The organism is Imperialibacter sp. EC-SDR9 (genome assembly GCF_902498805.1).
Taxonomy (GTDB): domain Bacteria; phylum Bacteroidota; class Bacteroidia; order Cytophagales; family Cyclobacteriaceae; genus Imperialibacter.
In genome coordinates this window covers 25,167-45,458 of sequence record NZ_LR701600.1, presented here as the reverse complement: position 1 = coordinate 45,458, position 20,292 = coordinate 25,167, and the positions used below count along the sequence as shown (strand labels likewise).

The window sequence follows — 20,292 nt, the reverse complement described above, 5'->3', positions numbered from 1 at the left end:
GATTGTGAATGGAAGTTGAGACGGAAAAAATAAAAGGAGAAAAGAAGAGATATAAGCCAGTCCTGCCAAGGACCCGGTACTGGCCTATTGTACAGCTGAACAAAAACAAGAAAGCTTTCATTGAAACTGTTACCAATGAGAGCCTGAAAAACCTGATCACTCTCACATCGGGACGGTCGCTGAAAGAAGAACTGGAGTCAACTGTTTACCGGGAGAGGCTGCGCATGAAGCAGAACCCCTGGAAAGTTGATCCGAAAGACGAAAAGGACTTTTGGAATCAGATACAGAAAAGGCTCATTGAAATCCCCAATGACGACGAGGCAAAAAAGAAGGAAACCGAAGAGGCCATCCTTCGGGAGATTATCAAGCGTTACGCTAACGAGATCTCAGGCGATTTCAAAAATTCGCATTACAGATTTGCTCGTACCGTCATTACCTTTGGTTTTGCTCGCCTGCTCAATGCTACCCGGGTAAAAGGCATTAAGTCCCTTTGGAGCAAACAGCTTGACCTCGACGACAAAATCCACGTGGTGGGACAAGTGGAGCAGCTCCGCCGTCTGGCAAGAAGAGGTACCATCGTTATGGTGCCCACGCACTTTAGCAACCTCGATTCTATACTCATTGGCTGGGTAATTCAGCACATGGGCTTGCCACCATTTATCTACGGCGCCGGACTTAACCTCTTCAATATCAGGATTTTTGCCTACTTCATGAATAGCCTTGGCGCTTACAAAGTAGACAGACGAAAGAAGAATTTGATCTACCTGGAAACGCTAAAAACGTACTCACAGGAAGCTTTGAAATATGGCTGTCACAGCCTGTTCTTCCCGGGCGGAACCAGGTCAAGGTCGGGAGCCATTGAAACACAGCTTAAGCTCGGCTTGCTGAGCACAACAGTGGCAGCTCAAAGGGAGCATTTTGAAGAAGACGAAGAGAAAGCGAAAAAAATATTCATTGTACCCGTGGTACTCAACTACCACTTCGTTCTCGAGGCGCCTAGCCTTATCAACGACTATCTTGAAAGGAAGGGACAGGAACGGTACTATGTGGAAAACGATGAGTACTCCACGTCCTACAAAATCATTAAGTTTCTGCTGAAATTTTTCACCAGAGGCTCCGACATCTCGGTAAGTATTGGCAGGGCCATGGATGTGTTTGGCAACTATGTAGACAACCACGGAAACAGCCTTGACAAGCAGGGAAACCCGATGGAAATAAAGGACTACTTCACCACCGATGGCGTAATCACCTTCGACGCACAGCGGGAGCAGGAATATACCCGTATTCTCGCCAAAAGGATCGTAGAGGAGTACCACAAATACAACCGGGTATTTAGCAGCCATCTGGTAGCTTTCACAGCTTTTGAAATGATCAAAAGGAGAAACCCGGCGCTTGATCTTTACAATCTGCTCCGACTGCCCGACGAGGACACAGAGATTGACTACGCCGAGTTCAGGGAGACTTTCAGTAAGCTAAGAGAGGAAATATTTCGCATGAAGGAAATGGGGAAGATCAACTTCGCCAGTCACCTTGACGGCCCCGTTGACGACGTGATCAAATACGGAATTGACAACTGCGGCATGTACCATGCCCTGAGGCCTATTTTGAAGAACAAAAAAGGAAATGTGACAACGCAGGACATGAACAGGCTTTTTTACTACTATAACCGGATGGATGGCTATGACCTCGAAAAGTTCATCTAAAGATCCGGTGGGCGTATTAGGCGCCGGCAGTTTCGGGACTGTGATAGCCAATATGCTGGCTGAAAAGACAGACGTAATACTTTATGCCCGCACACCGGAAAGAGCCAAAAATATTAATGACAAGAGGGAGAGTTCCGGGCAACCCCTTCATGAAAGAATCACGGTAACCAACGACCTGGAGCTTGTGGCTAAGTCGTGTAATGTCATTTTCCCGGTTGTGCCTTCCGCCAACCTGCGGGAGCTCATCCGCCGCATGTCGCCCTATCTTCGCCCCTACCATATCCTCATCCATGGTACGAAGGGCTTCGATGTGAGCCTTCCTGATAACAAGCAGCTTAACGCCAACAGGCCACTCAGCCGGGACTATGTAAAGACCATGAGCGAGGTGATCATGGAGGAAAGCTCCGTCGTGAGAGTGGGTTGTCTGGCAGGCCCTAATCTCGCTGGTGAAATGGCCGCCAAACAACCGGCGGCATCAGTAGTAGCCAGCCATTTTGACGAGGTGATCAATGCCGGTCAGCAACTGCTGAAAAATGAACGTTTTCTCATTTATGGTAACAGCGACCTCATCGGAGTGGAATTGTGTGGCGTACTAAAAAACATCATTGCCATTGGTGCCGGTGTTATCCACGGGCTCGGCCTGGGCGAAAACGCCAAAGCCCTGCTCATTAGCCGGGGCATGGTAGAAATGATCTACATTGGTCAGGCACTAGGCGGCAACACCAAAGCGTTTATAGGCCTGGCAGGTGTTGGAGACCTGATCGCCACCTGCTCAAGCCAGCATAGCCGTAACTTTACGGTTGGCACAAGGCTGGCAAAGGGTGAGAAAATCAAAGACATCATCGAAAGCATGGAAGAGACTGCCGAAGGAGTGCGAACCATTGAAATCGTCAAAAGCCTTTCGGAATTCTACAAAGTACGGTGCCCCATTACGGAAGCGCTACACAACATTATTAACGAAGAAATGACCGTGGGAGATGCCACCACCTACCTGATGAAATTCCCCTTCAGGGCCGAAATCGATTTTTTGTAGGTCAGTAGAATATCACTTTTCCATCCAGCTCTTAAAAAGGCTGGCCTTTTCCTGGCTCACAACTACCTCTTCTTTTGGGTTAGGCACAAGAGCCACAGCCAACTTACCCTTCTCAAAACTCCGGTAACTTTCAATGGCTGAAATAGACGCTATGTACTTTCGGTTAATTCGAAAAAAAACGTCCGGGTCAAGTTCATTTTCAAGGTCAGTCAGCGGCTTATCAAGTATCAACTTTTCGCCTTCTCTGTTGACAAGAAAACTTACTTTGTGCTCAGAAAAAAAGTATTGAATTTCATCCACGGGCACCGACTTAAAACTGACCCCCTTTTTTGCTACAAACCTTTTCCTCAATCCTCTTTGTCCTTCCTGAACCGATCGAAGGGCCTCCACTATATCAGAAGAGAAATGGCTTTTCAGTTTCTCCATCTTGGTAAAAGCCTGCACTAAATCGGCCTTTTTAAGTGGCTTCAGCAAATAGTCAATACCATTTTCTCTAAAAGCGTCCAGCATATACTGATCAAATGCGGTAGTGAAAATTACAGGACAGCTCACCGTCACTTTCTTAAAAATTTCAAAAGAAAGGCCATCGTTTAGCTGGATATCCATGAACAGCAAGTCGACCACAGGCGCCCTCTGAAGGAAGGCCACAGCCTCTTTCACACTTGCCGACTCATTGACAACGTCAATGTCGTCCCGTAACTTTTTCAGAAAGGAAATCAGTTGCTGCCTGGCAGGCACTTCGTCTTCTATGATAGCGACTTTCATACTTCAAGATAAGGCAATTTCACTTTAAACTCCTTCTCTGTTGCCTCAACAAGCACCTCCTTGCCGGTTAGCAGTCTGTAACGTTCCGTTAGATTTCTCAGTCCGATTCTTGAAGTACCTTTGAGGTGTTTGGCTTGCAGGTTGTTGGCCACTTCCACCCAACCATTATCCAGCCGCAGCCGAATGACCAGGGGCTCCTTTTCGCTAAATTCGTTGTGTTTTACCGCATTCTCCAAAAGCAGCTGGAGGCTGATAGGCGCCATCAGTTTATTAGACTCATCAGCAATGTCCACATCAAAATGCACCCCGTCGCCAAACCTGATGCGAACCAGCGTAAAGTAGCTGTTAGCGAAGGCAATCTCTTCTTCTAGCGACACCAGTTCCTTCTGTTTGTTCATAAGGATATACCTGTACACATCCGACAAGCTCTCGTTGAACTGAAGCGCCCTGTCTCTGTCGTTTTCAATCAGGTAGGCGAGTGTATTGAGCGAGTTGAACATGAAATGCGGGTCGATCTGGCTTTTCAAAATCTCAAGCTCAGCCTCCACTCTGGCTCGCTCCAGCTGCTCAAAGGCCAACAAGTCGGTTTGGCGCTCCTTGATCAGGAAGACCGTTTCGTAGGCATGAGTAACAAAAATAACGCAGATCACATTGGCCAGCGACACCAGCTGCACGGCATCCCAGTCAACCGGCCCCACACCAGAAAACCAGTACCAGCCAACGATTAGGGCCACTGTAACCGGGGCGGTATAAAACACATTGGCTGCGACAAGAATAATCAGCTTCCGGACAGGACTACTGAACCAATCCATGTTTTCACGTTGCTTGAATAGCAACCAACGATTCCCCTGCCAGATGCTCCACGAAATGAAAATGAAGTAGATATAACCAAACCAGTACATCCAGTCGGACAACCAAAGATCGCCAAACAGACCCGTGAAGTTGGGTATAAAAATACCGAAAGCAGGAATCCCTATCCAGCGGATAGTGCGGTCGTCGATGCGGGACAAATGGCTTGAGTGCTTCATTTTCCAGTTTCGGAATGGTGGGATTCGGCTTCAGTAAATCCAGTTTTCATTCTTAAAATTAAGGATTTAGCTTGTTTCAACACTTACTTTCAAAACCCTACCAATATGACTGATTTATCGCAACTAAACTACCTCGCCATATTCGTGGCAGCTTTCAGCGCCTTCCTTGTAGGTGGCGTTTGGTACTCCCCCATCCTCTTTGCCAAAGCATGGATGAAAGAAAACAACTTCACAGATGATGACCTGAAAAGTGGCCAGGGCAAAATCTTCGGAACTGCTTTTGTGCTGGAGCTCATCATGGCCTTCAACCTGGCCGCCTTCATCGGAGCCGAATCAGACATTACTTTCGGATTAATTGCAGGCTTTCTGGCGGGCTTCGGCTGGGTGGCGCTTGGCATGGGTGTTACCTATCTTTTCGAACGGAAGTCCTTCCTCCTTTGGGCCATCAACGCTGGTTACCAGGTGGTATCCTTCACGGTGATGGGAGGAATTGTGGGGGTGTGGCATTAATTGGATATTTAATGTCCACAATAAAAAGTTTGCTTGGAGGGTGTTCCAGGATAAGGTTGATCATTCAACTATTTTCTTTGCATTAGGCTGCGACCAGTCGGAATTACCGGAAAACAGGCGTATTTTGCAATAATATACCTTGAGTTGCACAGCTTCATTCAAAAAACAAGAAAATGGAAACAATTACAATCGAATTGAAGAATAGCAAAGCTCTCAAATTAATTGAGGATCTTGAAGCACTTAGCCTTGTGAGAATTGTGAGAGAGCCGAAAACAGTAAAGGGTAAAAAGCTTTCAGAAAGACTCGCAGGAGCTATTTCCAGCAAAGAAGCTAGCGATATTGATAAAGAGCTAGAACAAATCAGGAGCGAGTGGAAAAGAAGTATTTAATAGATACTAATGTAATAATTGACTTCACAGGCAATCGGCTAACAGGCGCTCCCAAGGCCTTTGTTGGTGAAGTTATTGATAGTCAACCATACATCTCGGTTATCAACAAAATTGAACTTCTGGGCTTTTCAGTAGTACCAATTGAGATTATCGAATTTACCGACTCTTCTCAAGTTGTCGGACTAAACGAAGAAATAGTAGACCTGACTATTTCGATTAGGAAAAGGGCGAAAATAAAGCTACCTGATGCAATTATCGCATCAACTTGTATCCTACTTGGCCTGACCCTAATCACGAGAAATGAGGACGATTTCGGTAAAATAGAAGGGCTATCTTTGTTAAACCCCTGGACTTTGGCTTAAGACTAAAACCCTATCTATTTAACCCGTATCCCATCATGCCCTCCAGTTGAGGCAAGTTGCTAAATGATCCTTCCTTCATTGTTTTCGAAAGGTCAACAAAAAACCTCATCATCGGCTTTCCAGCCGCTCCAGCCGCTTCAGCATGGGTGGGTGTGAATAATGCACAAACACATACCAGGGGTGTGGAAACAAGTTGCTCAAGCTGTCAACCGACAGCTTTTTTAGTGCAGTAGCCAAAGGCTGAGCTTCATAAGTTTCTGCCGCATAAGCGTCTGCTTCAAACTCATTCTTCCTGCTTAGCACGTTCATAAGAATGCCAAGGATTCTGGATACCGGGCTGTACAAAATACCGAAAGCCAGCAAATTCAAGTGGATAGCAGTGATGTCCCCACCCATGGCAAAGCTGACCTGCGAATTAAAAATCAGCAGAGACAAAAGATAAAGCATGACACCAGTTTGCAACACCCCAAGCACCAAAGAGCCGATGATGTGCTTCTTCTTATAATGTCCCACCTCATGTGCCAGCACAGCCACCAACTCCTCCTCGGTATGCTTTTCCAACAGGGTATCGAACAACACAATTTTCTTCTTTTTGCCAAGGCCCGAAAAATAGGCATTAGCCTTAGACGATCTTTTCGAACCATCAATCACGAAAATATTGGTCAATGGAAAATTGACACCCTGGCTGTATTTGGTAATGGCCTCCCGAAGGGTTCCATCGGCCAGCGGCGTAAGCTTATTGAACAGAGGCACAATAACTGATGTGTAGAAAAGGTTTGCCAAAAGCATGAATACTACCATTACCCCCCAGAAATATATCCAGAAATCCTTCCCTAAAAAGAGGATAAGAACGATGAGTATCCCTACGAGCAAGCCACCAAATATAATGGTGAGCAAGTATCCTTTTAACTTATCGAGCACGAAGATCCTCGGGGTGGTTTTATTAAAACCGTATTTCTCCTCGATGACAAAAACGTTATACAGCTGAAAGGGTAAGGTCAACAGGTCGGAAGCAAAGTAAAGCACAGCAAAAAAAGAAAGCGCCAGCGTGACCTCATTGCCTGTGTAAGCCCGCAACCATCCGTCAATCATGCCGAACCCACCTGTTAGTAATAAGGCGAGCGTAGCAACAAACGAAATGACGGTCGTGATCGACGAAAACTTTTCTTTGTCTCTCTGATAGGCCAGCGATTTCTGGTATTTTTCTTCGTCGTAAATATCCTTAAACTGACTTGGCAAAGGCCTGTAGCTGCTTTTTCTATTGAGGTAAGAAAGTACTTCTTCTACTACAAAATCAAGCACAATGATCCCCAGAAGAATCCATAATATTGTCTGTTTTTCCATGGTAACAGCTTGTATAAGAACAAATAGTTAACGTGAGTTCGATATAAAAATGCCGTCATTCCGGAAAATATTGTCCTAAAATCAAAATGGGCCAATATTTATCCGGAATCTCAAATGTCTTGTGGCGGAGACTGCCCCGACGTGGAACGGATAATTTTCTTCAGATGAGAAAAATATCTGAACAAAATTTCCGCAATGACGCCCCTCGGTGATGTTTTGTTACATTTTTATATCGAACTCACGTTAGTTAGCAAAAACGTCAACGGCTAAAACCCCGAACTCATAATTTGGAATAAACCGGCTTTCGCCCGCTAAGTGTTTGCGTTTTTCAGTCCGAATGTAAGAGATCAAATCCCATTTAGAAAATAAATGGTATCGGGCAGCTAAGCTCCCTTACACTTCGGGGTGGCTTGCGGGGATCATTCCAGCTAAACGAATAGATAATGCTGATTTCATGCGCACCACCACTGCCAATCCCTAACCTGGAGAGCGTGTAATCGAAACTGTATCCAAAGGTGAAGTTATTGTGCATCAGGCCCACCATAGCGATCAGCGCTTCATTGTTGGGAAAGCCATTGAACTGTTTGATTGGAATGCCACGATACCACAAGCCCGTAATGAGTGGTTCAATCGTTAGGTAAGCTCCCAAATCCAGCTGGTCATATAACCCTTGCTTCTTGTAGTTGAATGTGGGCGAAATACTTCTCTCTTGCCCCGCATCTGTTTTTCCTCGCTTAAATGGCCCAATGGGCAAATCAAATTTATACCCCCCATGCACTGAAAATCTGCGTTGCAGGATGCTTCCTCCATCGTTTTGATAGCTCTGATCTGGTCGGGTGATATTGAACAGCGACGCACCCAACCAAACCCGGTCATCGAAGATAATACCCCCAAGGCCCAGATCGAAGTATCTGTTGCTGGCACTGGCGGGAAAACTTTCCATCGTTACTGGCCGCACCAAACCGTTTTCGTCGAACTGATCTCCGAAAGTCAAATTATCGAAATTTAGATCCCTCGAAGTAAATGATCCTTGTATGGCCGGACGAAAAGTCCACTTGTAGTTTAGTCGCACCTGATAGGCATACTGAAGTGCTACCGAAGTTGACCTAAGCCCTTCAATCCCTTCTTTGTCGGCAGTGACTATTGCGCCAATGCTACTGTTGTAGTCCTCTAAATTGTAATCGAAAAAGGCTGAATAAGTCTCAAAACCAGCACTAATACTGGGCCACTGATTACGGTAGTTAATGCCGGCCCTGCCTCTTTGGTTAATGCCCGCCAATCCAGGGTTGAGGTACAGCGGGGCAGCATAATACTGCGAGAACTGAGGGTCTTGAGCCTGTCCGTTGTTTGGAAATAAAGAGATGACTACAAACCAAATGGGTATGACTATAGCCCAATTGATTGACTTTAAAATACCCATGTTCCTGTTTAACATCTCCCGCAAAATATTAAATTTAAAATCATTTATGAAATAGACACGATATAAGACATGACTAATCATCTCAATCTGCATTCGATATATTTGGTAAAAATTAGGTTGCCGTTTCGGCCTGGTCAATGATTACACCTTAAAATGGAATGACAATTTCACATTACAGACAACTATCATATACTAACTCACCTATCCAACGTTCTACTTTTCAGCTGCAAACTTGCAGTTTAACCTGGAATAATCGTCCATTAATCAATGGATCATTCTAACTTTACTTAGCAAAACTAAAACAACATGATTAACGATAGGTGTGTGAGAAAATTAGTTTTAAGTTGCTTTATTTTACTTCAGGTGAATTTTATTACGCTGGCACAGGATTTTACGGACCTGCACTGGCGCTTTGGAGGCACCTCTCAGGCTCTTGATTTCGACAAAGGTGACTTTCAGCCTATCGTTATCGACGACCAGGCCACTCCATTTGGGCTTGGTGGCGGCGTGACGATTTCGGATCCAATAACAGGCGATTTATGGTTCTATACCGACGGTGCCAATGTCTACGACGGCTCGAACAGAGTCACTCCAGGTGGCGCAGGATTGGGCGGCGACCCATCGCTTAATCAAGCCGCAGTAGCCTGCCCTGTGCCTGGCACAACCAGCCAGTTCTATATTTTCACCAACCCTGGTAGTGGTGGAGCAAACGAAATTCGGTTTTCCGTGGCCGATAAAAACCTAACAGGAAATGCCACGGCAGCAGCACCCACCCTCGGCGATATGAGCCAATTGAATCAGGCTACCGGTCTTACCACACCAGCTGAAGCTATGGTCATCATTCCTGGGCCCAACAGGCAAAGGTTTTGGCTACTGTCTCAAAACAGAACGACAGGCGACTATGTAGTGTACGAAGTCTCCGCTGCTGGTTTTGGTACAACCAACACCTTCAATTTTTTCAATGCGTCAAATCCTACCGCTGAGGCCGCAGCTTTTGGCGTACACACCTTCGCACCGGATTCAATCATCATAGCTGTAGCTCCTAAAACAGGCAATAGAAACATTCAACTCCTTCGTTTCGACTCGAATCTGGGCACCTTAACTTTTGAACGCCAGATCCTCAACACTGGCGTAAACGATGGTTCGGGGCAGTCTATTTATGACGTAGAATGGTCAAATGACGGCACCAAGCTTTACTACTCAAGACATGGAGGCAACAATGCACTCACCGGTCAGCTGCATCAGTTTGATTTCGATTCCCTCCAGGCGTCCAACAGCATCGCCGGAGGCTACTTCCGAAGCTTCGGGTTAAAAAAGGGGCCGGATCAGCGAATTTACCATTTGTACCAGGCCGCCAATAGCGGGCCATTTTCCATCGGCAGGGTCAACCAACCCGACAGCCTGCCCGACTCTACAGCCTACCAGGCCCAGATGCCTGATTTTGGCGACGCCCTGGGAAGACAGTTCCCGGCCACCAGCACATCGGCACCCATTGTGTTCAATATGAGCTTCAATATCTTCGGCTTTTGCCAGAACACACCTACCATGTTTTCTCCAAGCGTGGAGCCCACTCCCCAGTTCGTTACCTGGGACTATGGAGATGGTGGTGGGTCGCAGGAATATGCGCCCATTTATACTTATCAGAACCCGGGGCCTTACACCGTTACCTTAACAGCTTTCCTGAACGGGCAAAACCAGTCTACGACCCAGGTGTTGAACATTATTGATAATCAACTTGAGCTAACCCACCTCACCGACACCACGATTTGCCCAGGTGAACAACTGCAAAGGAATGCACTACCGAGTGGACAGCAGGGAAATTATTCGTTCCTATGGTCGACAGGAGAAACAACCCAGCTCATTGAGATTGATTCTGCGGGCACTTATTGGGCACAGGTAACTGATCTTACCACTGGTTGCCCTGCCTTTGCGTCTTTCGAGGTAACCGTATATGGCAACGACGAGCAAAAAGCCAATATCTGGTATTTTGGTGAGCAGGCGGGTATCGACTTCAATGAGGCCCCTCCAGTAGCACTGACTGACGAAAACCTGATGAGTTCGCCAGAGGGTTGTGCTTCTATTTCGGATCGGAACGGCGAGCTTCTCTTCTACACCAACGGACGAACGGTCTGGAACAAAGATCACGAAATTATGCTCAATGGCATGCTGATCGGTGGAGATAGCACGTCGGCTCAGTCTTCCATCATACTGCCGATCCCCGATAACGAGACGCTGTTCTATATAATTACCACCGATCAGGTGTACGGTGATCGTTCCTATAACATGCGTTTTTCCGTCGTCGACATGAAACAGGATCTGGCCCGAGGAGCTGTGATTATTAAGGACAGGCCACTGTTTACCAATAGCTCGGAAAAACTGGCAGCAACCGGCGTTGGGGGAGGAACTACCTGGCTTTTTGGGCATGAGTATGGCAACAACAACTACAGGGCCTACCCTATCACCACTACAGGCATCGGCAATGCGAGGGTTACCTCCGTCGGAAAAACACTCTCCTTCGCTGAAGAACTTAACGGCAGAGGTACCATGAAAGTATCGCCCACCGGATCACTGATTGGCTCGGTAATTCCAGGCGCTGAAAACTTCCTTGAGCTGGTCAATTTTGATGCTGCCAACGGAACATTTACCTCCCCACTGCTTATCGACCTGCAAGAACCGGCGCCGAGCGAAGCTTATGGTCTTGAATTCTCATCTGGCGGTGCAAGAGTGTATGTTACTACCACTGGAGCTAACTCCAAACTATTCCAGTACAACCTGGACAGTCTTCTGAACGCCAGCGTTACTTATTCCGACGATTCTGTCGTCCAGTTTATCGAGCAAAGTAAATTCCAGCTTGCGTCAGGAACTGGGTATGGCTCGCTTCAAATTGGCCCGGATCAGGTTATTTACATGGCAAAAGACAATAGTGGCAATCTCGGCACCATTGCCAATTCTAACGGTGATGAAGTGCAGGCAGGTTATAATGACCAGGGCTTTGATCTTGATGGAAGAATTTCCAGGCTGGGCCTTCCCAACTTTGCTCAAAACATCCTCAATCCACCACAGGATCCGTCCATTGCTGTGGATGGCGGCTGCGTGGGCCAACCCACCCGGTTTACTGCTACCGGCACCTCCGACATTGACGAATTCGCCTGGAACTTTGGTGATGGTGCCCAAGCCCTTGGCCCGGACACAACTCACGTATACCAGCAAGTAGGAACATTCAATGTCACATTGAATATCACCAATCGCTGCGGCCTGGATACAACGCTGGTTCAAACAGTAGTAATTAACCCTACACCGGAGCAGCCCATCGTGCCTAGCGCTGTAGCCATTTGCGACGACAATGGCGTAGTACTCACAGCCTGGCCACAGGACGACCCTGGCCTTACTTACACCTGGTCAACCGGCGAGACTACCAGAGAGATTACCGTGCTTCAACCCAGCACCATCACTATATTTATCACCAATGCTGCTGGCTGCCGTTCCGATACGCTGACTACCCTGGTGGGCGACCAGCGACCGATTGTAGACTTTGGCCCTGACCAGATCATTTGTGCAGGCGAAGAGCTGGATCCGTTGGATGCCGAAAACCCGGGAGCCACTTACACCTGGGCCATCAACGGTGCGGGTACTGGCAATACAACCCGTTTTCAAGACATCGACACGTCAGTTGCTGGTGACTTCGAATATGCAGTGAGTATTTTTGATGTGAATGGCTGTCAAACGACAAATACCATTACTTACACCATTTTAGAGGCCCCGAACCAAACAGTGACACCTTTCGATGCGTCTGGCTGCGCAGTGGCCGACGGCGCTTTAAAAATTGAAGTTGCCGGCACAGGTAGCTACACCTATAGCATTACCAGCAATAATGGCACAAACATATTCAATAACGTTCCACTGACAGGCCCTTTTACTGACAGCATTCCAAATCTTCCAGCTGGGTCATACAGAGTAACTGTGAGCAATACAGTCAATGGTTGCACAACTACTCGTGGTGCAGTTGGGATTAATAGCAATAACCCATCATTTACCATTGTCGAGCCTAGCCTTGTTACGCCAGGCTGCGATGACGGAAATATCACTATGACAACCAGTATTTCCGGAGATTATACTTATCGTGTAATTGACTCCGCCACAGGCCTGGAAGCAACAACTGGCACAATCACGGCAGGCACATCAGCTGTGACCAGCAACATCCCTCTAGGAACCTATACACTGGAAATAACGGCGGCCGATGGATGCATACAAACAGAGGAAAATATTTTAATCGAACAAGCACCTGCCGCAGAGTTCAACTTCGACCCCATTCAAACCGATTGTGGTCTGACAGGAACTATTGAAGTAAGGCCTGTTGCAAATGGATTGACCTTCACTTGGCTAGCACCTGATGGAGTCACCATCCTGCCCGAAACAACAGCCACTGCCACGATCACTACTAGTGGCGTCTATACCGTCACAAGTTCCGGCACTGGTCTTTGTCCTCAAACTGAACAAATCCAATTCTTCCTTAGCGAAGACCCTGAGGGCAGTATAGCCGTTTCAGGAGATCCTTGCGATGGCGAGCTGACGCTGACCGCCGCTCTCACAAGTGGAGAGGATCCTACTGACTACATCTTTGGCTGGAGCAATGGGGCTTCTACTGAAACCACTGTTGTTAACCAGTCAGGCTCATATGCGGTAACCATACGTAACCGCAACTCCGGCTGCTTTGTCACCGTAGACACTACAGTGCAGGTGGAAAACGTGCTGGAAGTCACCCTCATTCAGGAGCCCGATTGCGACAATGAGACACAGGTGATATTGACAGCACAGTCGAATATCCCAGCCCAGGTAACTTTTGAGTGGACTGGTCCTGATGGGACTATTTTGCCGGAAACTACCGCTTCTATCAGCACAGGACTTGGCGGGCTTTACCAGGTGACCGTAAGAGGAATAGACAACAGCTGCGAAGCATCAGCAGAACTCAACGTCAGCGTGGTGCCTATCTTCGATTCTGAAATATCACTGCCCGCCACGTTGACATTCTGCTCAGAAGACCCAGCCAATGGTACAGTGGTGCTTGATCCCGGCATTTTCAATACCTATGAGTGGAGGAAGCTTCCAAGCCTGGATATTATTTCCGTGCAGCCAACTTACGCAGCATCTGAGCCCGGCACTTACGAAGTCACCTTCTCCAATGGCAGCATCTGCCGAACTGCCCGGGTGGTGGTAACGGACGATTGTCGGCCAAGGATTTTTGCTCCAAATGCCTTTTCGCCAGACGGCCGGGGGCTGCCGCAAAACGAGGCCTTCTATGTGTTTCCAAATCCGTACGTAACTGATTTCACTATTTTCATCTACAACCGATGGGGCGTGCTGGTTTATCAAAGTGACAGCATTGACTTCAGATGGAACGGCTATTTCAACGGCTCACCTTTGCCGGTTGGCACCTATGCCTATGTGATGAGGTACAAAAGCAATCTTGATGCTACCAACGAAACCTTCGAGCAACGGGGAGGTGTCACTCTTGTAAAATAACTTCTAATTATCGGCCAGATTGATTAACATAGTTGATCGTTCTTATAAGCTTTTTAAAAGCACCCAAAGGTGCTTTTTCTTTACCCACTATGACAAGAGAAGAAGCCAGAGCACTGCTATTTGAAATGACAAAGGGAGACGGCCTCCGCAGGCATGCCCGCACTGTGGAGCTGGTCATGGAAGCCTACGCCGCCAAACTGGGAGAAGACCCCGATGAATGGGCGCTAGCGGGTTTACTTCACGACGCTGACTATGAAGCCTGGCCCACGGAGCACCCCAGCCGCATTGTGTCGCTTCTAAATGAAAAGGGGTTGGGAAAAATCGCTCATGCTATTTCAGCGCATTATACCCACTGGGGAGTTCCATACGATACGCTGCTGGACAAAGGGCTGATAGCCTGCGACGAAATCACAGGATTTATCGTGGCCTGCTGCCAGGTGCGACCCGATGGTATCGAGTCGCTGGAGGTGAAGTCGGTGATGAAAAAACTGAAACAGAAAAGCTTCGCTGCCACCGTCGACAGAGACGAAGTAAACAAAGGCATGGAATTATTTGGCGTGACGCCAGAAGAGCATATCGCCTTCATTATCGAAGTACTCAAACAGAACCGGGATGAGCTTAAAGTTTGATTCAGTCTTTAGCCACGTAACACTCGCTCTGCTGTGTGTTTTCCTAATCTCGGGCTCTGCCATTGGGCAAACTCCGAAAGGTTTTGAAAAAGCATGGAAAGCCGCTGACGATTATTTCAGGAGCTCTCTGGAGAACAATCGTGTGGTAGGTGGTGCTTTGGTTTTCGTTGAAAAAGGAAAGGTTATTGGCGATAGCTATGTTGGCAAAGCTGACCTGGAAAGCAACCGAAACGTGGATGCAAACACTATTTTCCACTGGGCTTCCATTACCAAAACATTCACCACTATCGGTATCATGCAGTTGAGGGATAGGGGGCTCCTCAAACTGAGTGATCCGCTAACCAAATACCTGCCCGAGCTCCGGATGGTACACAATCCCTTCGGCAGCATGGACGATATTACTATTCAAATGGTATTGAGCCACTCCACAGGTTTTCGTGACCCCACCTGGCCGTGGGGAGGAAACAAAGACTGGCACCCTTTTGAACCAACCGAATGGAGCCAGATAGTGGCCATGCTTCCTTACACTGAAATTTTATTCGAGCCCGGAAGCAAGTACAGCTACTCGAACCCTGCTCTTATTTTTCTTGGCAGAATCATCGAGATCATCAGTGGTGATGACTATGAGGTGTACATCGACAAGAACGTGCTGAAACCTCTAGGCATGCACAGTAGCTACTTTGATGTTACACCATACCATTTGCTGAAATACCGGGCCAACAACTACACCCTTGTAAACGGCCAGCCAGCAGCCAACGGGCTCGATTTCGACACAGGCATCACCACCAGCAATGGTGGGCTCAATGCTCCCATCAGCGATATGCTGAAATACCTGGGCTTCCTTACCGGGTATAACGATGGGTTCGAAGTGCTTAAAAGGTCGACGTTAAAAGAACTCTGGAAGAAACAACTGCCCATCGGCGTCGTCGATGGTATTGATGAGTCTATTGCCTCCTCCTTTTTTCTGGAAGACTTCAACGGCATGCAGGTAATAGGCCACACCGGTACTCAAAAGGCATTTTACTCCTTTTTCTATATCCACCCGGCCTCTGGCACAGCTTGCATTGCCATTACCAATACCGACGACAGCAGTGGCCAGTTTGACCCCGACCAGTTTAGAATAGAGGCGAGCCATTATGTTTTTAGAAACATTTTCACTCTTTATAAATAGGGAATCGTCAAGTTGGTAAACCAACCGACAAAGCAAAAACTAAAATCCACAGACCTTCAACGCTTAAATATTCAGCAATATGAAAAAGACATTACTACTGATTTCATTCATCTCTCTGGTTGCCTTTTCTTCACAGGCTCAGGATTTTAGGGGGCCCGACAAAAGCTCAATGGACATGGCTTATTATCCCGACAACTTTGCCCACGACAGAAAAGGAAGCGACGAGGCGCTCGTACGGGTGATTTACAGCAGGCCCAAGAAAAATGACCGGGAGATTTTCGGAAAACTTGAGTCGTACGGAAAGGTATGGCGAACTGGGGCCAACGAAAACACTGAAATCAAACTTTACAAAGACGCTACTGTGGCTGGTAAAAAATTGAAAGCCGGCACCTATTCCCTTTTCACTATTCCAGGTGAGTCTGAGTGGACGATCATCTTCAGCTCAGCTCTTGACTATTGGGGAGCCTACAGCTACAAAGAAGACAAAGATGTATTGCGTGTAACTGTTCCATCAAAAAAAGTTACCGATACGATTGAATACTTCTCGATTGTATTTGCCAAAAGTGGAACAAATGGTGCCACTATGAGCCTTGGTTGGGACAAGACGGCGGTAGACGTGCCTTTTACTTTTTAACTGCAGAAAGAACGCTAAACAGCCGTTTTAACAATATGGCCACTACATACAAAAAGAAGGCTTCACCGAGGTGAAGCCTTCTTTTTGTATGGTCAAGTATTTTCTTCTAGTAATTTCGTCGACGCACATCTCCCCCCGACGACTCGTCGATATTGACATATTGTGGCCTGCCAGAATAGGAAATGTCGCTGCCACTGCTGGCATCGGCTTCGATGTCGTCAGTGACAGTAATAGCCAAATCTGAACCGCTAGATGCTCTCACTTTGGCATTTTTAGCCACTAAGTCCATCGCATCCAAATCACTGCCCGAAGAAGAACGTCCTTCGAAGTACTCGGCCTCCCCTGAAAGCTCCATATCTGACCCGCTGCTCGACTCAGCCCTCAGTGTTCTGGCTCTTACCTGAAGTTTCAAATCAGCCCCTGAGGACGACTCTACTTCCAAATAGTCGGAAACAATAATCGTTTCCCCGGTTACATCCGAACCACTAGAGCTTTTGATGGACTTGACATTAGTAACGGTTACATAAACCGTGGCGTCACGATCTTTCCAACTCCAGAAGCTGTTATTGTTTTCAAAATAGATTTTGAGCTCTCCACCTCTTACCTCCGTCATCAAATCGTCGAGGTCATCTTCGTCTACCTCCACGGTAACTTCCTGGCGGTTGCCCTGACGAATATAAACGTCAATTCCTGTGCTTACGCTTACGGCATCGTAGGAAGAAACCTTTCTTTCCTCCCGCACCCGTTGAGCGACAGCCTGCTGAACCACTAATGTCAAAACAAGTAGCGGCAAAAATTTGCTTAGTCTGTTCATGGTATAATGAGTTTGTCCTTAAACCAAAGATGTGATTTAATTGCAAAGGTTGCACAAGCAATCACATCTTTTTTCTTAGACGCTCACTCCAGAACCGGTGTTACAGAAATGCTTAGTCGTTGATAAGGTAGCCATCGGCCACTACTTTGTATTTGTCGAAAATAACGCCCGCAGCTCTGCGTAGTTGGCGATCAAGGTTGTCGGCACCAAGAGCAAACACTCCTGAGGCATATCCCTGCCACACTGCACTGTGCTTTCTTCTGTCGACAAGGATGATCAACAGAGTGCCTGAGTCCATGGTGTAGTATCTCGAGTCATATTCCTTCCTTCTTGAAGCTGCTTCAGCATTTTCAAGCTCTGTAAGTTCTGAGTCGCTCAGGTAGACCTCATCCTCAAATTCGTCATTGGAGGCAAGCGATACTTCCTTGTTGAGATAGGCATTTAGATCCTCCTGATTGTAGCCACGGTATTTCAGGTCAGAGAAGTAAATTTTGTAGTTAACATATATATCGGGCTTTCTATTGGAGTAACTGTAACCCTGCGATTCCATTCTGTTAATAATCCACTTCTCTAAATCAGGATTGTGACTGGAACTGTCACGTTTGTCGATATTCACAAAATCGAAGGTCTTGTACTTATTGAACCTTCCCAGGTAGCTATAATCCGATTCAATGATAAAGTCTTTTTGAGAAACACAGGAGCCCAGGGAAAACAAGATAATTGTGCCCGCAAATAGTAAGATTGATTTCATACGTCTCGCAATTAATTGTATTGATATTAGATAATCCTCTTGCAGAATATTCGTAACTACATGAATTTCAGCAAACTTTCGTGAACCTGCAAACTTTTGATGTTAATAAATAAAATGACTGTTCACGGAACATACGACAACCATTTTTTTATTTCGAAGTATACTGCATTTGACGAATACTTTTCGTGTGAAGTTTGCTTGCCAATATTCACAGCGTAAAAGAACTTAACGTCATATAAAAACTGTTTCTCTGACTAAAGTGGGCCTGTGGGTCTCCGAACATTACGGGCGCCAATTACTTTCATACATCTTGCTTAGAAAACTAAAATACACCCCCGTACTTTTATTATCACAACTACCGTTCTGGCTGATCTACATTTTGTCAGATGTCTCTTTCTTTTTCCTTTACTATCTCGCTGGATACAGAAAGGCGATTGTAAGAAAAAACCTTACTGCTTCATTCCCTGAAAAGGCTATCGCTGAAATCATTGTAATTGAAAAAGCTTTTTACAGGCACTTCACTGATCTTATCTTCGAGTCGGGCAAATTCCTTTCAGTTGGCGGGAAGACGATCAAGCAGCGGTTTCAAGTCCTAAACCCTGAAGTCTTCGAAGGTTTTTTCAAGCAAGGAAGGAGCCTGATTATGTACACGGCACACTATGGCAACTGGGAATGGCTTGCAGCTATACCACTCTCACTATCGCACAAGGTGGTCACTTTTTATCAGCCGCTGAGGTCGGCCTACTACGAGGCATTGATGAAGGACACCAGGGAGCGTTTTGGAGCGATGGCTGTGCCCTCAAAAAAAGGCTACAAAACAGTGGTTGAGCTTGGGTCTCAAGGTGCACTTTCAGTCACCTGCATTATTGGTGACCAAAGACCAAAAAGAAACAGCAGTCGTCATTGGGTAAAGTTCCTGAACCAGGATACTCCATTTCTGATAGGTGCCGACAGGATCGCCCGCAAAACAAACTACCCCGTCTTCTTCCCTTTAATGAAGAAAACTTCCAGAGGGCACTACACCCTTGAATTCGTAAAAGTGCTTGAAAATCCCAACGAAGCGACGGCCGAAGAAATAATTGAACGGTATGCTGCCATACTTGAGAAGGCCATTGTGGAAGTCCCTCACCTGTGGCTCTGGTCACATAACAGATGGAAGCTAAAGCGAGAAGAAAATGAGTAGCAAGTGATCTGCTCGCTCTTGCTACTTTCTGATTTTATGCCATCGAATATTTCTCAGCAGCAGCTCCTTTGAAAGACGCCCTGGGCTTAAGATTAAGCACTTGAAACATCTGCTTGTCTGCATCCACTTCCGGATTAGGGGTAGTAAGCAGCTTGTCCCCGGCGAATATAGAATTGGCTCCAGCAAGAAAACAAAGCGCTTGCTCCTCCACAGTCATGTTCACCCTGCCAGCTGAAAGCCTTACCATGGCCCTGGGCATGATGATTCTGGCGGTGGCTATCATTCGGATCATGTCCCAAACCGGTACTCGCTCCTGGTCTTCCAGGGGTGTGCCCTCCACGGCAACCAGCGCATTCACAGGCACACTTTCAGGGTGTTCTGGCAGGGTAGCCAGCGTGTGAAGCATACCCACCCGGTCGAGGTGAGATTCCCCCATACCAATGATGCCGCCTGAGCACACAGAAATTTTGGCAGTACGAACATTCTCCAATGTATCCAGCCTGTCCTTATAGGTTCTTGTGGTAATAATATCTTCGTAAGCTTCTTCGCTGGTGTCGAGATTATGGTTGTAGGCGTAAAGGCCAGCTTCCTTCAGTCGCTTCGCCTGTGACTCGGTGATCATGCCAAGTGTACAGCACACTTCCATGCCCATTTGGTTGACACCTTTCACCATCTCAATCACCTTGTCGAAATCCTTGTTGTCTCTCACCTCTCTCCAGGCAGCACCCATACAAAACCTGGTACTTCCGTTCTCCTTGGCAGCTTTTGCACTAGAAAGAACCTCGTCAACTTCCATTAACTTCTGCACCTTCACGTCAGTGTGATATCGTGCCGCCTGCGGGCAATAAGAGCAATCTTCAGGGCACCCTCCAGTCTTCACCGACAACAAAGTACAGACCTGCACCTCCTGTGGGTCGCTATATTCTCTGTGGACGGTAGCCGCCCTGTAAATCAAGTCTAACATGGGAGAATTGTAAATCTCCTCTATTTCTCCTCTTGTCCAGTTGTTTCTTAGTTCGGTCATTCCCTGATAGCG

Annotated in this window: 17 protein-coding genes; 10 read left to right on the top strand and 7 right to left on the bottom strand. The window is 46.9% G+C overall.

All coding sequences use genetic code 11. From position 1 onward, the window contains the following. Positions 1–8 precede the first annotated feature (8 nt). Together GC130_RS21100 and GC130_RS21095 are read left to right on the top strand one after the other, a co-directional pair. Positions 9–1,703 (top strand): 1-acyl-sn-glycerol-3-phosphate acyltransferase, encoded by a 1,695-nt coding sequence (locus GC130_RS21100; protein ID WP_152000343.1) that lies wholly within the window; start codon positions 9–11, stop codon positions 1,701–1,703. Beyond that, positions 1,681–2,736: an NAD(P)H-dependent glycerol-3-phosphate dehydrogenase gene (locus tag GC130_RS21095; protein WP_152000342.1), complete on the top strand. Its 1,056-nt coding sequence runs from the start codon at positions 1,681–1,683 to the stop codon at positions 2,734–2,736. Before GC130_RS21100 ends, GC130_RS21095 begins: the two co-directional genes overlap by 23 nt. Before the next feature lie 12 nt (positions 2,737–2,748). On the opposite strand, the gene GC130_RS21090 is transcribed toward GC130_RS21095, so the two are convergent. Continuing rightward, complete coding sequence (locus GC130_RS21090; protein WP_152000341.1) at positions 2,749–3,501, bottom strand: LytTR family DNA-binding domain-containing protein; 753 nt, start codon at positions 3,499–3,501, stop codon at positions 2,749–2,751. Beyond that, the gene (locus GC130_RS21085; protein ID WP_201568611.1) at positions 3,498–4,529 is read right to left on the bottom strand and encodes a sensor histidine kinase; all 1,032 of its coding nucleotides are present in this window, start codon (positions 4,527–4,529) and stop codon (positions 3,498–3,500) included. Before GC130_RS21085 ends, GC130_RS21090 begins: the two co-directional genes overlap by 4 nt. A gap of 105 nt (positions 4,530–4,634) precedes the next feature. Here GC130_RS21085 and GC130_RS21080 point away from each other — a divergent pair, with 105 nt between their 5' ends. From GC130_RS21080 to GC130_RS21070, 3 genes are all read left to right on the top strand, one after another. Then, entirely contained in the window at positions 4,635–5,039 is a 405-nt protein-coding gene (locus tag GC130_RS21080; RefSeq protein WP_152000340.1) for a DUF1761 domain-containing protein, read from the top strand. A 173-nt stretch (positions 5,040–5,212) separates the two neighbouring features. Further along, positions 5,213–5,428 carry a hypothetical protein gene (locus GC130_RS21075; RefSeq protein WP_152000339.1) on the top strand — a complete coding sequence of 72 codons (216 nt, stop codon included), beginning with the start codon at positions 5,213–5,215 and terminating at the stop codon, positions 5,426–5,428. After that, entirely contained in the window at positions 5,410–5,790 is a 381-nt protein-coding gene (locus GC130_RS21070) for a type II toxin-antitoxin system VapC family toxin (RefSeq protein ID WP_152000338.1), read from the top strand. Before GC130_RS21075 ends, GC130_RS21070 begins: the two co-directional genes overlap by 19 nt. A 108-nt stretch (positions 5,791–5,898) precedes the next feature. Here GC130_RS21070 and GC130_RS21065 read toward each other — a convergent pair whose 3' ends face one another. Further along, complete coding sequence (locus GC130_RS21065; protein ID WP_152000337.1) at positions 5,899–7,134, bottom strand: M48 family metallopeptidase; 1,236 nt, start codon at positions 7,132–7,134, stop codon at positions 5,899–5,901. A gap of 358 nt (positions 7,135–7,492) precedes the next feature. Further along, complete coding sequence (locus GC130_RS21060; protein ID WP_152000336.1) at positions 7,493–8,554, bottom strand: type IX secretion system membrane protein PorP/SprF; 1,062 nt, start codon at positions 8,552–8,554, stop codon at positions 7,493–7,495. A gap of 324 nt (positions 8,555–8,878) precedes the next feature. On the opposite strand from GC130_RS21060, the gene GC130_RS21055 reads away from it, so the two are divergent. From GC130_RS21055 to GC130_RS21040, 4 genes are all read left to right on the top strand, one after another. Next, positions 8,879–14,074: a PKD domain-containing protein gene (locus tag GC130_RS21055; RefSeq protein WP_193217938.1), complete on the top strand. Its 5,196-nt coding sequence runs from the start codon at positions 8,879–8,881 to the stop codon at positions 14,072–14,074. Positions 14,075–14,163: 89 nt separating this feature from the next. After that, a complete protein-coding gene (locus tag GC130_RS21050; protein ID WP_152000334.1) occupies positions 14,164–14,703 on the top strand; it encodes an HD domain-containing protein in 540 nt (179 codons plus the stop codon). Further along, positions 14,687–15,874 carry a serine hydrolase gene (locus GC130_RS21045; RefSeq protein ID WP_152000333.1) on the top strand — a complete coding sequence of 396 codons (1,188 nt, stop codon included), beginning with the start codon at positions 14,687–14,689 and terminating at the stop codon, positions 15,872–15,874. Before GC130_RS21050 ends, GC130_RS21045 begins: the two co-directional genes overlap by 17 nt. 79 nt (positions 15,875–15,953) lie before the next feature. Then, positions 15,954–16,508: a DUF2911 domain-containing protein gene (locus GC130_RS21040; RefSeq protein ID WP_152000332.1), complete on the top strand. Its 555-nt coding sequence runs from the start codon at positions 15,954–15,956 to the stop codon at positions 16,506–16,508. A 106-nt stretch (positions 16,509–16,614) separates the two neighbouring features. Here the strand turns inward: GC130_RS21040 and GC130_RS21035 are convergent, their stop codons facing one another. Together GC130_RS21035 and GC130_RS21030 are read right to left on the bottom strand one after the other, a co-directional pair. Then, the gene (locus GC130_RS21035; RefSeq protein WP_152000331.1) at positions 16,615–17,322 is read right to left on the bottom strand and encodes a head GIN domain-containing protein; all 708 of its coding nucleotides are present in this window, start codon (positions 17,320–17,322) and stop codon (positions 16,615–16,617) included. A 112-nt stretch (positions 17,323–17,434) separates the two neighbouring features. Beyond that, a complete protein-coding gene (locus GC130_RS21030; protein ID WP_152000330.1) occupies positions 17,435–18,073 on the bottom strand; it encodes a DUF4136 domain-containing protein in 639 nt (212 codons plus the stop codon). 310 nt (positions 18,074–18,383) lie between these two features. On the opposite strand from GC130_RS21030, the gene GC130_RS21025 reads away from it, so the two are divergent. Continuing rightward, on the top strand, positions 18,384–19,256 hold the full coding sequence (locus GC130_RS21025) for a lysophospholipid acyltransferase family protein (RefSeq protein ID WP_193217937.1): 873 nt from the start codon (positions 18,384–18,386) through the stop codon (positions 19,254–19,256). Between the two features lie 34 nt (positions 19,257–19,290). Here the strand turns inward: GC130_RS21025 and bioB are convergent, their stop codons facing one another. Continuing rightward, positions 19,291–20,280 carry a biotin synthase BioB gene (gene bioB, locus GC130_RS21020; RefSeq protein WP_152000328.1) on the bottom strand — a complete coding sequence of 330 codons (990 nt, stop codon included), beginning with the start codon at positions 20,278–20,280 and terminating at the stop codon, positions 19,291–19,293. Positions 20,281–20,292: the final 12 nt, after the last annotated feature.